General features: G+C 53.2%; 18 protein-coding genes. All 18 read left to right on the forward strand.

Annotation, left to right across the window (positions count from 1 at the left end; genetic code table 11):
- Positions 1-128: 128 nt before the first annotated feature.
- The 18 genes from K7W03_RS20330 to K7W03_RS20415 all read left to right on the forward strand — a co-directional run bounded on the left by K7W03_RS20330 (position 129) and on the right by K7W03_RS20415 (position 13880).
- A complete protein-coding gene (locus K7W03_RS20330) occupies positions 129-458 on the forward strand; it encodes an HNH endonuclease (protein ID WP_222887170.1) in 330 nt (109 codons plus the stop codon).
- A 230-nt stretch (positions 459-688) separates the two neighbouring features.
- Entirely contained in the window at positions 689-1225 is a 537-nt protein-coding gene (locus tag K7W03_RS20335; protein ID WP_222887171.1) for a hypothetical protein, read from the forward strand.
- A 27-nt stretch (positions 1226-1252) separates the two neighbouring features.
- Positions 1253-1702 carry a phage terminase small subunit P27 family gene (locus tag K7W03_RS20340; protein WP_222887172.1) on the forward strand — a complete coding sequence of 150 codons (450 nt, stop codon included), beginning with the start codon at positions 1253-1255 and terminating at the stop codon, positions 1700-1702.
- A 31-nt stretch (positions 1703-1733) separates the two neighbouring features.
- Complete coding sequence (locus K7W03_RS20345; protein WP_222887173.1) at positions 1734-2309, forward strand: HNH endonuclease signature motif containing protein; 576 nt, start codon at positions 1734-1736, stop codon at positions 2307-2309.
- A complete protein-coding gene (locus K7W03_RS20350; protein WP_222887174.1) occupies positions 2299-3894 on the forward strand; it encodes a terminase large subunit in 1596 nt (531 codons plus the stop codon). The genes K7W03_RS20345 and K7W03_RS20350 overlap by 11 nt, the downstream gene beginning before the upstream one ends.
- A 66-nt stretch (positions 3895-3960) precedes the next feature.
- Positions 3961-5184, forward strand: a complete 1224-nt coding sequence (locus K7W03_RS20355) for a phage portal protein (protein WP_222887175.1) — start codon at positions 3961-3963, stop codon at positions 5182-5184.
- A complete protein-coding gene (locus tag K7W03_RS20360) occupies positions 5174-5785 on the forward strand; it encodes an HK97 family phage prohead protease (protein ID WP_222887176.1) in 612 nt (203 codons plus the stop codon). Before K7W03_RS20355 ends, K7W03_RS20360 begins: the two co-directional genes overlap by 11 nt.
- Before the next feature lie 54 nt (positions 5786-5839).
- Positions 5840-7021 (forward strand): phage major capsid protein, encoded by a 1182-nt coding sequence (locus tag K7W03_RS20365; protein WP_222887177.1) that lies wholly within the window; start codon positions 5840-5842, stop codon positions 7019-7021.
- On the forward strand, positions 7021-7200 hold the full coding sequence (locus K7W03_RS20370; RefSeq protein ID WP_222887178.1) for a hypothetical protein: 180 nt from the start codon (positions 7021-7023) through the stop codon (positions 7198-7200). The genes K7W03_RS20365 and K7W03_RS20370 overlap by 1 nt, the downstream gene beginning before the upstream one ends.
- Complete coding sequence (locus tag K7W03_RS20375) at positions 7197-7793, forward strand: head-tail connector protein (RefSeq protein WP_222887179.1); 597 nt, start codon at positions 7197-7199, stop codon at positions 7791-7793. Before K7W03_RS20370 ends, K7W03_RS20375 begins: the two co-directional genes overlap by 4 nt.
- 7 nt (positions 7794-7800) lie before the next feature.
- On the forward strand, positions 7801-8094 hold the full coding sequence (locus K7W03_RS20380) for a hypothetical protein (protein ID WP_222887180.1): 294 nt from the start codon (positions 7801-7803) through the stop codon (positions 8092-8094).
- Positions 8094-8459 (forward strand): head-tail adaptor protein, encoded by a 366-nt coding sequence (locus K7W03_RS20385; RefSeq protein ID WP_222887181.1) that lies wholly within the window; start codon positions 8094-8096, stop codon positions 8457-8459. The genes K7W03_RS20380 and K7W03_RS20385 overlap by 1 nt, the downstream gene beginning before the upstream one ends.
- Before the next feature lie 25 nt (positions 8460-8484).
- Positions 8485-8859, forward strand: coding sequence for a hypothetical protein (locus tag K7W03_RS20390; RefSeq protein WP_222887182.1), 375 nt, complete (start codon positions 8485-8487; stop codon positions 8857-8859).
- The gene (locus tag K7W03_RS20395; protein ID WP_222887183.1) at positions 8859-9233 is read left to right on the forward strand and encodes a DUF3168 domain-containing protein; all 375 of its coding nucleotides are present in this window, start codon (positions 8859-8861) and stop codon (positions 9231-9233) included. The genes K7W03_RS20390 and K7W03_RS20395 overlap by 1 nt, the downstream gene beginning before the upstream one ends.
- Positions 9234-9281: 48 nt before the next feature.
- Positions 9282-9713 carry a phage tail tube protein gene (locus K7W03_RS20400; RefSeq protein WP_222887184.1) on the forward strand — a complete coding sequence of 144 codons (432 nt, stop codon included), beginning with the start codon at positions 9282-9284 and terminating at the stop codon, positions 9711-9713.
- Positions 9713-10120: a gene transfer agent family protein gene (locus K7W03_RS20405; RefSeq protein WP_222887185.1), complete on the forward strand. Its 408-nt coding sequence runs from the start codon at positions 9713-9715 to the stop codon at positions 10118-10120. Before K7W03_RS20400 ends, K7W03_RS20405 begins: the two co-directional genes overlap by 1 nt.
- Positions 10121-10330: 210 nt before the next feature.
- The gene (locus tag K7W03_RS20410) at positions 10331-13297 is read left to right on the forward strand and encodes a tape measure protein (RefSeq protein WP_222887186.1); all 2967 of its coding nucleotides are present in this window, start codon (positions 10331-10333) and stop codon (positions 13295-13297) included.
- Positions 13298-13313: 16 nt separating this feature from the next.
- A complete protein-coding gene (locus K7W03_RS20415) occupies positions 13314-13880 on the forward strand; it encodes a hypothetical protein (protein WP_222887187.1) in 567 nt (188 codons plus the stop codon).

The raw sequence follows: 13880 nt of genomic DNA on the forward strand, positions 1-13880 counted from the left end.
TCTAACCCGGCACCATGAACCCGCCGCGACAATCTGTTCTCATCCTGATAGTCGCTGACCTCTCACCCAGATCGTCGCGCTATACCCGTGGCTATCCTTCCCGGTCTCCCCGGTGGCAAGCCGCTGGCATGACTGATCAGCGCAGCAAGGCCGCTGCTGAATATCGCAAGTGGTATTGGACAAGAGAATGGAAGGAGAAGCGCAAGGCATTGCTGTTCGCAGAACCATTGTGCGTCTTCTGTCTGGCACAAGGCTTGACCACCGCCGCAACGGTAGCTGACCATGTTGTTCCGCATCGCGGCGATTATGAATTGTTCTGGTTCGGTGAGCTTCAAGCGCTGTGCGCCCCCTGCCATGATAACAGCAAGGCGCGGAAGGAACGCGGCGGCTATGATTGTGCATCCGATCTTGACGGCTACCCGCTCGACCCGAACCACCCGGTGAACCGGAAAAAGTGACCGATATGAAGAAAGTCGGCCGCGACCCCGGCGCACGAAGCTAAATACATCGGGACTGATGACGACGCATGGCCGGGAGGGGGTATTTCAAAGGCTACCTTGCTCTCGGCCTATCACCGCGCCTCCAGTCACACGCGCACCACCGCGAAATTTCAGCTTATTTTTAGATATTGCTTCCCAACAATGATGTTTGGTATTGTTTCGCATCAGTAATAGTTCGGTCAACTGCCATGGAAATTAGTTCGCTCCGCAAATACAACACCTTTCTTGCAATCCATTTCGATGATTGGGAAGAAGCGACCAAGGCGAAGGTTGGCCGTTACAATTGCGTCATAGCTATAGCGAAAGATAGAAGTTCAATCCGCATCGCCCGCTATTTCGAAACCGCAGAGCGCTACCTTCTCTCAAAGGATGAGAAGATAGACATCAGTAACATGGCCACAGCAGAAGTGGTCATACCGGAGCATCAAGAGACCGTCACCCGCACTGACAAGGTGCCTGTGGCAGTGAAACAGAACCGCTCCCCGGTAGCTCGCACTCTGGTTGGCGCAGTCCTGTTAGGGCCGGTTGGCGCTGTCGCTGGTGCAGCAAGTGGCTTGGGCGGCAAGACCATTGTTGAATATCACGGGATGGAGCGACAAGAGACCATCACTGTGAAGGATGCTCCCCGCTTTATTCTCATGCTGAAAGGTGGTGAGAAGATCACCATCGATTTTGAGCGTCCACAGTCGGCGGGTGAGTGGCATCACCGGCTCACCAATCTCTAACTCACAGCCCATTCGCTAAATAGGTGAATGGGTAGATTAGCCAAACCAACAGCGCTGAAAGAGTTAGGCGGAAACGCAGGAAAGCGAGCGCTCAACAAAAAAGAACCAAAGCCATTCGGGGGGCCGGTGAAACCGGCTGTCATGACGGCATCGGCAAAGAAGATATGGGATAAGGTAGTTGTTTCCATGCCTCCCGGTGTGTTTACTGCTGCTGATAGTCACCTACTTGGCGCATATTGTGAAGCCGTAGCGCGGCATGAAGCCGCCACGAAAGCAATCATAAAAGGCGATGCGGAAGTGACTGGTTCAACCGGTCAGGTGAAGGTCAATCCTTGGTATCGTGAGCAAGCGGACGCAGCGCGACTGATTGTCACCATAGGCGCAAAGCTTGGCCTTGATCCTGTTTCGCGCCAGCACATCCACAGTGATAAAGACAGTTCAAACAACGATGATGGTTTTGGTGACTTCCTAAATTAGTTTCCCGTTTACGCGCGAAACTAAATAAAGGATGAAGAAATCAAAAGACGATCTTACTTATGAATATGTAGCCTCTCGGCTTGAATATAATCCCAAAGATGGTTTGCTAATCTGGAAACCAAAAGCCGCTGATTGTGGCGAAGCCAGTTGGCGGCGATGGAACACCCGATATGCGGGGACGCCAGCCGGTTCATTCATGACCATTCGCGTTGGCCGCGAACGAAAGACGGTGAAGACCTACCGCCGCGTCCATCTCGGCACCCGCGATTATCTGTCTCACCGAATTGCATGGCTTCTCCATTACGGTGAATGGCCATCCCTCGACATCGATCATATAAACGGCATTTCAACAGATAACCGGATTGCGAACCTTCGCAAAGCCACGAAATCTCAAAACTCATCCAACCGAAAGAATTACGGCCAAACCTCTCAATATCGCGGGGTTAGTTGGCACAGGGCGGGTTGGTATGCGCAGCTAAAACAAAATCAAAAGCACATTCTGGCAAAGCATTTCGCTTCGGAAGAGGCGGCGGCACGGGCTTACGATGAAGCGGCCAAGGTCGCCTTCGGTGCATTCGCGGTGTTGAATTTCCCCGATGCTGCGTGACACTCAACGCGCGCAGCGCGTCATCGATTTCATTCAGAAGCTCAAAATCACCATCGGTAAGGATGCGGGAAAGCCATTCATACTTCGCCCATGGCAGCAAGCTTTCATCAGGGATGTTTACGAACCACAAGCCGAAGATGGTAGGCGGCTTGTTCGCCGGGCTGTGTTTAGCCTTCCAAGAAAGTTGGGCAAGACTGAGTTAGCCGCCGCACTGATATTGGTTCATTTTATAGGGCCGGAATCAGAACTTAATGGCGAAATTTATAGTGCAGCAAATGACCGCGAACAGGCGTCAATCGTCTTCAACGCTGTGCGGCGAATGGTGGAAGAAACACCGGCTCTACAGCAGCATATCACCATCGTTCAATCCACTAAAACAATGTTCGTCAATACTTCAAAAATCAGGGCTAAGGGGTCAAAGTTTAAGGCGCTCTCAGCCGATGCAAAAACTAAGCATGGCCTCAATGCTTCCTTCGTTGTTTATGATGAACTTGCACAGTCGCGTGATCGCGAACTTCTCTCAACTCTTCTCACCAGCCAAGGTGCGAGAAGTCAGCCGCTCTTCCTCACGATTTCTACGCAGAACAATGACCCGAAACACCCGCTATCTGAAATGATTGATGACGCATTGAAGGTGGACGAAGATGGTAACAAGATCGATGAGACAGTAGTTTGCCATCTTCACTGTGCTGATGATGATTGTGACCTATTAGATGAAGCGCAGTGGTATAAGGCCAACCCCGGCCTTGGCGATTTCCGCGATTACGATGAGTTCAAAGCGATGGCGCTTCGTGCGGCTCGATTGCCCTCCGAAGAGCAAGAGTTTCGCCTTCTCTATCTCAACCAGCGCGTATCGCTTCACTCTTCGTTGATCAAGCAGGCGGATTGGAGGGCGGCACAAGGCGAAGTCAGTTATGCGCCGAAAGAGCCTATCTATCTCGGCTTAGACTTGTCTTCCACCACCGACTTGACCGCATTGGTTGCGGTTTCGGCCAATGATGGCTCACGGGTGAAGGCGTGGTTCTGGAAACCCGAAGGTTTGATTGCTGAACACACCAAAGCTGATGGCGTTCGCTATGATCTTTACGCAGGTGATGGGCGGCTATGCACTTCACCCGGACGCACCATCAACCCGCGTCTGGTGGCGCAGAAGGTGATTGAGCTTTGTCAGCAATATGATGTTCGCGGGCTGGCCTATGACCGCTGGAAAACAGCCGAAATGCTCCGCTTCTTCAATGATGAGGGCTTCATGGCACAGGAAGGGCAGGGGGACGGTCTTTGCCTCAAACCATGGGGACAGGGCACGGCCAGCATGGAACCGGCTGTGTCAGCCTTTGAGCGCGCCGTTCTCGACAATGAACTGAAACATGATGGTCATCCGCTGTTGACTTGGTGCGTTATGAACGCGCTGGTGAAAATGGATGAAGCGGGTAATCGAAAGTTTGACAAATCCAAGGCAAGGTTCCGCATCGATGGCGCTGTAGCGCTCGCTATGGCAATGGGTTTTAGGGCTGTTGACTTGGCTGAACCGCAACCAATCAGCCCATGGGAAGACCCGAACTATAACCTTCTGAACCTACTCTGATCCCGCTCCATCAGGCACTAATCAGGCAACAGCCGCCCGTAACTAAATAGCTACATGCTATTCAATATGTTCACAGGTGGAGCCGAACAGCGCTCATTGGAGAATCCAACTGTTTCGCTCGCTAGTGCGGAAGGTTGGGATGTTTTCGGGTTCACCAATCAGACAATCACGGGCGAAAGTGTCACCTTCGAGAAAGCGTTGACCGTTCCGGCTATTTGGGCTGCTGTCAATACGATTGCGGGCACCATCGCGCACCTTCCGCTTCATCTTTTCAAGACTGATGCGAATGGAGCGGTAAGCCGCGCATACCAAGACCCTCTTTACAAGATCGTCCATGACCGTCCGAACAACGTGCATACCAGCTATGTCTTCCGCAAATGGCTTGTCAGTCAGCTTTTCGCAGAAGGTCGCGCACTGGTTTTGATCGCCACAGACAAAGCAGGCCGCACAGCCTCATTGATCCCTCTGGCCAAGGATAGCGTGACGATCAAGCAGGCGATCCAAGATGGTCAGTTGCAGCGGTCTTACAAAGTTGGATCGATCACTTACGATCAATCCCAAATTCTAGATTTTGTGCTGATGCCGAAGGCGGATGGTCTCGGCTGCTATTCCCCGATCATCCAGAACCGTGACGCAATCGCGCTGATGATCGCCGCGCAGAAGTATAGCGCAACATTGCTTTCAAACGGTGGTGTTCCGCCGATGATCCTAGAGGGTCCGCCGCTGTCGCCACAGGCACAGGAGCGCGCAACCGAACAGCTAGAGAGTGCAATCAGCATTGGGCGCGACCGTAAGCGCAAGATCGTGCCGGTTCCGAATGGCCACAAGCTCAGCAAGATCGGCCTCAATCCGGCTGAACAGCAGCTATTGGAATTGCGCCAATTCCAGATTGGTGAAGCCTCCCGGATTTTCAACATCGCTCCCGCCATGTTGCATGATTTGACAACCGGAACTTACTCGAATGTTGAACAGCAGAATTTGAACTTTGCTCAGCATACTATCGTGCCTTTGCTCGAACTGATCGAGCAAGAAATGAACGCCAAGCTTTTCGGCAAGCGCAACACTTCCTCATATGTCGAATTCGATATTGATGGTCTCCAGCGTGGTGACTTCCTGTCCCGCATGAGCGGCCTTGCGAGCGCGGTTCAGACTGGACTTGTCACGCCAAACGAAGCGCGCGCTCTCGATAACCGTCCGCCCAAAGAAGGCGGTGATGATCTCATGATTCAGGGCGCAACCGTTCGCCTGAAAGACCAACCAACTCTTGGAGACACAAACAATGACGCTTGAAACCCGTAACTATGTCCTGACCGCTGTCGAGGTTCGGGCGAAGAATGAGAATGATCAAGCTGGACGCGCCAGCGGCTATGCGGCTGTCTTCAACAGTGACAGCCACGACTTGGGCGGCTTCATCGAACGCTTGGCTCCCGGCGCTTTCACCCGCTCTCTGTCGGAAGCACAGGCGGGCACCCGGAATATCTATGCGCTTTGGGCGCATGATACTTCGATCCCGCTCGGCTCTACCGCATCGGGCAAGCTGATCCTGTCGGAAGATGAGCGCGGCCTTGTCTTCGATCTTGACGTGACACGCTTCACCCCGGCGCAGCTTTCGGCTTTGGAAGACGGCGATCTTCAAATGAGCTTCGGCTTCGCGGTGCGGGAACAGAAGTGGGAAGAGACGCCAGACGGTGGATATATCCGCACTGTTTCTGACCTCGACCTTTCCGAAGTCAGCTTTGTGATCAATCCCGCATATCCTGAAACAGAAGCGGCTTTGCGCAGCCTTGAAGCATTCAAGGATGAACAGATAGAAGCAACTCCTGAATATCGGCAAGATACAACTGAAATGTTGAAGAGAGTATTGGCGGCTAGGCTTCGCGCGGGCCGCTAATACTGCGCACGAAACTAAATACCTCCGAACACTTTTGTTTGGAGAATTCTCAAAATGAACTACAAAGAACTTCGTGCGAAGTCGATGGAAATTGCCAATCAGGCTCGCGCACTTCTCGATACTATCACGGCTGAAAATCGTTCCGACAAGGAAGCCGAATTTGACCGCATGATGGTTGATTCCGACGCCTTCGCCGCTCGCGCTGACAAGCTGGAAGAGGCTGACAAGCGTTCCGCTTCGTGGTCGGCTATCGATACCAACATCGCTTCGGAAACCGTTGAAGTTGAAGCTCGCGCTTCGGCCAGCGCCGATGAACAGCGCGCGGCTGATTTCGCCAACTATCTGCGCAGCGGCCTTGTCACCTCTGAACTTCGCGCTCAGACGGTCGGCACCGGCTCAGAAGGTGGTTTCACCGTTTCGACCGATTTCGATTCCAATCTCGTGAAGGTTGTGAAGCGTTTTGGTCCGCTCAACGAAGGTGGACCGGCTAAGCTGTTGGTCACTTCGCAGGGCAACCCGCTGACTTTCGCCAAGCTCGACGACACCAGCAATGTTGGCTCGCTGATCGGTGAAGCCGCTACGGTTTCTGATACCGCTCTGGCCTTCACGCAGCTTACCCTTGGTGCTTACAAATATACCTCTGGCTTGTTCAAGGTATCGCGCGAGCTTCTGGAAGACAGCGCCATCAACATTGTTGAAGAGGTTGCTTCCGCCGCTGGTGAACGCATCGGTCGTGCGATCAACATCGCTTACACCACGGGCACCGGCTCGGCTCAGCCGCAGGGTGTTGTTACCGGCGCTACCGCTGGCGTTACTGCTGCTTCGGCTTCGCTCATCGCCTATGACGAACTGATCAACCTTGAGCATTCGGTTGACCCCGCTTACCGCGATCAGGCCGCTTACATGTTCAATGACAGCACTCTGCTTGCGCTTCGTAAGCTGAAGAATGCCGTCACTGGTGATTATGTCTGGACGCCTGCTAACGGCACTCTGGCACCGATGATCAATGGCAAGCGCTATTTCGTCAACACTGCCATGGCGAACATCGCGACTGGTAACAAGACTGTCCTGTTTGGTGACTTCTCGAAGTTCACCATCCGTAAGGTCAAGGATGTTATCGTTCGCCGTCTCGATGAGCGTTTCGCTGATACGGATCAGGTTGCTTTCGTTGCCTTCTATCGCACTGACTCGAAGGTCATGGATGGCACGGCTATCAAGTATCTGGTTCAGGCCTAATGAAAGCTCGCCTTTTGGTATCGATGGCCGGTAATCCCTCTGTGGATGCTGGCCATATCGTGGAAGGCGATGAAGCGGTGAGACTGATTGCCGCTGGCTTTGCCGAACCGGTAGAGACAGAAGAGCGGGCAACCGCTCCTTTGTCCAAAACGACAAAGAAGGCTGTGAAGCCTGAATGAGAAGAGAGGCGGGGGATCATTCTCCCGCCTTTTTCCTAAATAGTCCTATGAACTGGACAAAACTTTCCCGCACCACCGCACCAACCGAACCGGTTGTAACCCTTGATGATGTCAAGCAACACTTAGCCATCGCGCACAGTGATGAAGATACCTTTCTCTCTGTGTTGATCGATGTGGCGACGGAATCCCTTGACGGTCCTAACGGCATTGGCGTTGCACTGTTGACGCAATCTTGGCGCATGTCTCTGGACAACCTTTCTCGCGTCATCACTCTTCCGCTTGGTCCTGTTCAATCCGTCGATAGCGTGACCTTTGAAGGTCAGACTATCGATCCTGAATCCTACACTGTCGATTTGGATCAAAACCCCGCAAAGATATTCGTCAATATCCCGCGATGTGGCACCCGTCCCGGTTGTGTGAAGGTCAACTTCACCGCTGGCTTTGGCGATAGCGGCGACGATGTTCCGGCTGATCTACGCCATGTAATTCGGATGCTGGTTGGCACTCTTTACGCCAATCGTGAATCAACCACTACGCTGGCACTGAGCGATCTACAGGCGGTCAAGACCATCTTGGATCGCTACCGTAGCTAAATACCATATGAGGAAAATTCAGTTCATCACCGACTATGACTATCGGCCATCGCATCAGCCTTATGTGACTATCGCCTATAAGGCAGGCTCTATTGTTGAGGTTGAGGAAGAGTGTTTTGCGCGCGCCACATTCGCTGGCGCTGCCACACTCGCTGAATTTGCAGACTATCCCCTAGCTCATGATGCCAAGCAGACTGAGTTTATCGAACGCCTACGGTCAGAACCCAAATTCATCGGTGAAGATGAAGAGGTTGATCAAGACGATAGCCAAGAGGGTGATGACCAAGAGGGTGACGCTTAATGGCGTGGGCCGCTCCCGGCGCTGGCCAGCTTCGTGATTTGCTCACGATCCGCCGCAAGAGCCAAATCAGCGATGGTATGGGCGGTTTCCGCAGCCAGTGGGATGATGTTTTGACCAACATCCCGGCAAGGATTACCGCCACACGCGGTGGTGAAGCGGTCAATGCACAACGCCTAAACGGTCATCAGCCATTTGAGATTACGGTTCGCCTCTGTGCTGACACTCAGACGATCACCAGCGCAGATATCGCGGTCAATGCGCGCACTGGCACTACTTACAACATCAAGTGGATTAGTTCGCTTGAAGAGGGGCGCAAAAGCTTCCTCCTGATACTGGCACAAGCTGGGGAGGTGAGCGTTGGCTAATCCTATGTGGTCCATGAATATGGACTTGAAGCAGTTCAACAACGACATTCGCAATCTCTCGCGAAAAATGCACTCGGCTATTGAACAGCAGAATGAGAAATCTGCGCGCCAGTTTGAGCAAACCATACGGCGCAATGCTCCTAAGTCGGATGAAGCGCCGCATATCGTTGACACCATTCAGCGCTATGACGGTGACGCGGCTACTGCTGAAAAAGTCGTCTCGATTGGTAACGATCAGTTGCCTTATGGTGCGGCTTTGGAATTTGGCCACACCCTCAACGGCAAGTGGGTTGAGGGTAAGAAGTTCTGGACGCCAGCTAAGAAGATTGCTCATCGGAAACATCGGCGCGCTCTGGCTCGCACTATCCGTAAACTGTTGCGGGAGGCGTTGGGCATCTGATGCAATACCCTTCCTACAATCTTCAAAAAGCAGTCTATGAGATTTTGGCCAATACCGTTGGTCAGATTGTCTTCCACACCGTGCCACAAAGCCAGCCGCTTCCATATGTGAAGATCGGTGACGATATCATTGAACAAGATGACTCTGTGGGAGATTTCTTCTTCTGCACCATCCATGTTCATGTCTTGGCGGAAAGCTTGCCAAAGGTAAAGCTCCTGATGGCCGCGATAGTTGGCGCTCTTGGTCAAGATATCGAAGTTGAAGATTTTGAAACTCTAGAAAGTCACTTCATTCAGACGGTGCAAATTTCGGAAAGTGATGGGATCACTGCGCACATGATGGCCGAATTTGAATATGTGCTACAGCCGGTCTAATAGTCCCGTTGGCTAAATACTCCACAACCCATATGGAGTATTTTTCTCATGTCTAATGTTAATGCAATTCGCGGTCATCAGATCACCGTGCAGATCGGTAATGGTGCTGACCCGGAAGTCTTCACGCACACCGCACAGATCAACACCACACGCGGTGTTACGCTCACCGCCACGACCGAATCCGGTGAGTTGGTTGACCTTGCTGATCAGTCGCTTCCCGCTACGACCGTTGCCGCTGTTAAGGCCACCAACATCAAGGTTGATGGCAACGGTGTTCTGCAATCCACCGATGTAAAGACCTACTCTGATTGGCTGCTTTCGGGCGAAGCCAAGAACGTGAAGGTCATCGCTGGTAATGCTACCTTCACCGGTCCCTTCCTCCTGACTCAGTTTCAGGTTTCGGGCGAGCGCATGAGCTTGGTTGAAGCGCAGATCACGCTTGAACAGGCTGACAAGATCACTGTCACGGCTACTGTCTAATGCGCAGCCGTTCGGCAATTCTTGAACAACAGTTCGTTGGCGAAGGTTCTTATGACCTTTGCCTTCGGATTGGCGAGTTGGTCATTCTGCAAGAGAAGACCGGCGTGGGGCCAATGGTATTGGCTACCCGCATTTTCTCCGGAGAGTATTTCATTCACGACATCATTGAAACAATCCGGCTTGGCCTGATTGGTGGCGGAATGAAGCATGAGGAAGCGCGCAAGCTGGTCGATAACTATGTCGTTCCCGGCTACTTCGGTGATTATGTCGGTATAGCGGGCAATCTCCTTTATGCGGCAATTTCCGGTGTTGAGGATGAACCCCTACCGGGGGAAGCCATGACCCCGACGATGATCCAAGAGGATTGGTCGCTTGGGGTAGATTCTACGGATGGGGCGGAACTCTAGGCTTCACTCCCCGTGACATTAAAGAAATGTCGTTGTGGGAATTCAACATGACGATTGATGGCTGGAGACAGGCCAACGGTGCAGCGGAAGAGGAAGGTGCATCGGCACCATCTGATGCAGACTTCTACGCTGCTGTAGAGCGCTATGGCGCTTAATAGAGCATGACTAAGGGGAGGGCGGGTAGCTCTCCCCATTTAGCTAAATATGAGCATGTCCGGTAAGAACAATGCTCTTGAAATGCGCTTTAGCGCCAACATGCGCGACCTCGAAAGAGAGTTGGCGAAACTCCAAAGGTTAAATGCAAAGTCGGCGCAGAATATGGCGCAGGCGCACCAAAGGGCGGCGCAACAGTCAGCCGCAGCTTGGCAGAATGCGAATATCGGGAAAGGGGTAGAGCGTCAGCTTTCCAACATGGGGCCGATGCTCAAAACCTACGCTACCATGATTGCTGGCATGTTCGCTGGCAAGGAAGCGTTGGCAGCAGCCGAAACTTGGACGCGCTTTTCAAATAGTCTGAAAGTTGCCGGTGTTTCGGGATCGAACCTGAAAATAGTTCAAGATGCACTTTACGCCAGTGCTGTGAAGAATGGTGTGGCTCTTGAACCGCTGGGCCAGCTTTATTCTCGCGTTGCACAGTCGGCGGGGGAGCTTGGCGCTTCACAACAGCAGATGCTTCAGTTCACCAATGGTGTGACAGCAGCGCTTCGCGTTCAAGGTGGTGACGCGGCTTCGGCATCCGGCGCATTGATGCAGATGTCTCAGGCGCTAGCTAGTGGCGTTGTTCGGGCGGAAGAATTCAACTCGATCAACGAAGGCGCGCGCCCAATTCTAGAAGCTGTGGCGGCTGGTTGGGACAAGGGCGCTATCTCTGTTTCGAAGTTGCGCGCCATCATGCTTGACGGGAAACTTGCCAGCAAAGATTTCTTCGATTCCTTCCTTCGTGGTTCGGCAATGCTGGAAGAGAAGGCCGCGAAAGCTCCTCTGACTGTCGCACAATCCATGACGAACCTTCACACCGCGCTCACGAAATACATCGGTGAGGCAAACTCCAGCTATGGTGTAACTGAGCGTATCGCAGCCGGTATCAAGATGCTGGCTGATAATCTCGATATCTTGGCGAAGTCACTGGTGGTGATCGGCGGTCTCTATGCCGCGACCTTCATACCGGCGCTTACACGCGGCGGTGCCGCTATGGCGATCAGCGCAGCGGCGACCATCCGCAATACCGCCGCAACCATCGCCAACACCGTAGCGATGACGGCGGAAGCCATTGCCGTGCATGGCGTATCGGCCAGCATGGTAACGGCTACCGTTGCCTCTCGCGCTCTGTCAGCCGCCATGGCGTTCTTCGGTGGTCCTATCGGCGTGGCGATCTTGGCGATTGGCGCGGCTGTCTCCTATCTTGGTGTGACTTCGGCCAAAGCGGCGATGGAAGCGGAAGAGCTTCATAACGCGACCGAAGCCTTGGTTGCCAAACAGCAGGAGGCGGCGAAGGCGCATGACAAGGTGGCGGCTGAAACCAACACCATGTCAGCAGCGCATAAGAAGGCGCTCACGGATGTAGCGAACCTGACCGGTCAGGTTGATCTTCTGACCACAGCCTATGGCCGCTTAGCGCTGGAGGCAAAGAAGGCCGCGATTGAGGTTGCCAACACAGATTTGGTTAGCGCGGTTTCTGTCCATCGGAAGAACCAAGCCGCTTATTCGGACGCGGTTGACGATGAGACCACGAAGCTCATGGGCGCTGGCGCAGTCGGTGGCATGGGCGGTAAGCGCTATGGTCCTGATTATTGGCGCGCACAGGCCCGGAAGAATCTCGCGGGTAGTCAGATTGCCAAAGATACCGCTGCTTCTAGGGACGCGGCGATCAGCGCTCACCAGACGCAACAGCAAGTCTTGAAGAGTGATCCCCGCTCTCATGTAACCAATACTCCCACTGCTACGGCAACTGATACCAAGACTAAGCCGAAGAAGGGCGGTGGAACCAAGGATCAGACAGACGATGCTATTCGTCAAGCTGAGCAAGCATATCATCAGGCGCTTCATGCATCCGCACAAACGGCGGAAGAGCGTCACCGTTACGCCTTGGAAGCATTGGCCGAAGAGCGGGATGAAGCGAAGCGCCAAGTTGATGAGAAGGTCAAGGATGGTGCAATTCAGGCCGCGAAGGCCGATGAAATCAAGGGCAAGATTGAGGCAACTTATCTCCAGAAAGTAGCGAACCAAGAGGCCGAGAGGAAGCTGGAGGTTGACGCTATTGCGCGGGAACAAGTGCAGGCCGGAATCGATGTCAGCAATGAAAGTTTGCGCGCACAAGCTGATGCACTATCGATTGCCGCAAATCATGAGCGCAATCTTGTGAAGCGGCATAACTATGAGCGTCAAGCATTGGCGTTGCAGCAACAGGCTGATGCAGCATCTTTCAAGGTTCAGCAGGATCAGCTTGAATTAGACCGTAGGCGCGCTGGCTGGACAGAGGAAGTAATCAAGAATCTTCGTGCACAGGCCGAAGGCGCTTTTGCAGCCGGTCAACAGAACCAACGCACCGACTTGGACAATCGCCAAGCCGAAGATAACCCGCGCTCTATCAAGCAGCAAATACAGGAGCATATGGAAGGCTTCGGTTCGCTTAACGAACAGTTAGGTGGCATTGCGACCAACGGTATCGATAGTCTAACGCAAGGGTTGACTGATGCCATCACTGGTGCACGCAACTTGAAGGAAGCGTTCAGCGATATGGCTAAGTCTATCATTGCTGAACTGATCCAGATGGCAATTCGCTTTGCGATCTTCGAAGCTCTTGGTGCAGCATTCGGCATCAAGGGATTGGGTAAGGCTGCAATGGGCGTGAGCGTCGGGAAGAATGCAGCCGGAACCGATAGCTGGCGCGGCGGCTTGTCTGTCGTTGGTGAAAAGGGGCCGGAATTGGTCAACTTGCCGCGTGGCGCGCAAGTGTTGCCGAACAACCTTTTGCGCAACGCTATGCGGGGACCGGGCGGCGGCATGTCGGGTGGAGTTACTAACAACTTCCACACCACCGTTAATGCCAATGATGCGATGTTGACCGGCTGGGTTCGTAATGAAATTCAACAGGCTCAGGCAGGCGCTATTGCAGCGTCTCAGAAGATCATCGGGCGGCGGTCTCAGCAGAACCAAATGAACAGACTGGTGAGATGATTGGGCTAAATATGGGATGGCAATAACTATCCCAACGCTTCCGAAGTATCTTTCGACTGATATAACCTTGCGCACCAGCGCGACTGACCAGACGCCTTACCTTGGCGGTCCTACTCAGCGTATCGCCCGATTGGGGGACCGTTGGGTTTACAAGGTTGTTTGTCAGGATATGCGCGCTGATCAAGCAGGCTTGATCCTTGCCGCGCTCAACGGTGGCCTGTCTGATAAAGTTGTGTGCGAGGTTCGCCAGAATGGCGTTGACCTTTCGGCCTATTCGAATGGCACGGTGGTTGGTGCAGCATCGGGAAGAACGCTCAACCACAGTGGGGGAGGCGGCACTAAGTTTGTTGGCCAATATTTCTCACTGGTCAAAAATGGCGTTCGCTATCTGCACCAGATCACCGCTGTTGCCGGAACTGTCCTGACCTTCGCGCCAATGCTGAAAGTCACCGTTTCGGGTGGCGAGGTTTTGGAATTTGGTTCGCCCAAGATTGAGGGATTCCTTGACGGGAAAGAGCAGACTTACACGGTTGGCTTCCTCGGCAATGTGACGCTTGGCTTCTCGATAGTCGAGGGTCAGTGA

Origin of the sequence: Sphingobium sp. PNB (genome assembly GCF_019873065.1) — a bacterium.
In the GTDB taxonomy this organism is placed as follows: domain Bacteria; phylum Pseudomonadota; class Alphaproteobacteria; order Sphingomonadales; family Sphingomonadaceae; genus Sphingobium; species Sphingobium fuliginis.

Excerpts from the sequence above, each read along its gene's own strand:
- K7W03_RS20330 (WP_222887170.1), top strand. The coding sequence starts at position 129 with ATGACTGATCAGCGCAGCAAGGCCGCTGCTGAATATCGCAAGTGGTAT.
- K7W03_RS20335 (WP_222887171.1), top strand. The coding sequence starts at position 689 with ATGGAAATTAGTTCGCTCCGCAAATACAACACCTTTCTTGCAATCCAT.
- K7W03_RS20340 (WP_222887172.1), top strand. The coding sequence starts at position 1,253 with ATGGGTAGATTAGCCAAACCAACAGCGCTGAAAGAGTTAGGCGGAAAC.
- K7W03_RS20345 (WP_222887173.1), top strand. The coding sequence starts at position 1,734 with ATGAAGAAATCAAAAGACGATCTTACTTATGAATATGTAGCCTCTCGG.
- K7W03_RS20350 (WP_222887174.1), top strand. The coding sequence starts at position 2,299 with ATGCTGCGTGACACTCAACGCGCGCAGCGCGTCATCGATTTCATTCAG.
- K7W03_RS20355 (WP_222887175.1), top strand. The coding sequence starts at position 3,961 with ATGTTCACAGGTGGAGCCGAACAGCGCTCATTGGAGAATCCAACTGTT.
- K7W03_RS20360 (WP_222887176.1), top strand. The coding sequence starts at position 5,174 with ATGACGCTTGAAACCCGTAACTATGTCCTGACCGCTGTCGAGGTTCGG.
- K7W03_RS20365 (WP_222887177.1), top strand. The coding sequence starts at position 5,840 with ATGAACTACAAAGAACTTCGTGCGAAGTCGATGGAAATTGCCAATCAG.
- K7W03_RS20370 (WP_222887178.1), top strand. The coding sequence starts at position 7,021 with ATGAAAGCTCGCCTTTTGGTATCGATGGCCGGTAATCCCTCTGTGGAT.
- K7W03_RS20375 (WP_222887179.1), top strand. The coding sequence starts at position 7,197 with ATGAGAAGAGAGGCGGGGGATCATTCTCCCGCCTTTTTCCTAAATAGT.
- K7W03_RS20380 (WP_222887180.1), top strand. The coding sequence starts at position 7,801 with ATGAGGAAAATTCAGTTCATCACCGACTATGACTATCGGCCATCGCAT.
- K7W03_RS20385 (WP_222887181.1), top strand. The coding sequence starts at position 8,094 with ATGGCGTGGGCCGCTCCCGGCGCTGGCCAGCTTCGTGATTTGCTCACG.
- K7W03_RS20395 (WP_222887183.1), top strand. The coding sequence starts at position 8,859 with ATGCAATACCCTTCCTACAATCTTCAAAAAGCAGTCTATGAGATTTTG.
- K7W03_RS20400 (WP_222887184.1), top strand. The coding sequence starts at position 9,282 with ATGTCTAATGTTAATGCAATTCGCGGTCATCAGATCACCGTGCAGATC.
- K7W03_RS20405 (WP_222887185.1), top strand. The coding sequence starts at position 9,713 with ATGCGCAGCCGTTCGGCAATTCTTGAACAACAGTTCGTTGGCGAAGGT.
- K7W03_RS20410 (WP_222887186.1), top strand. The coding sequence starts at position 10,331 with ATGTCCGGTAAGAACAATGCTCTTGAAATGCGCTTTAGCGCCAACATG.
- K7W03_RS20415 (WP_222887187.1), top strand. The coding sequence starts at position 13,314 with ATGGCAATAACTATCCCAACGCTTCCGAAGTATCTTTCGACTGATATA.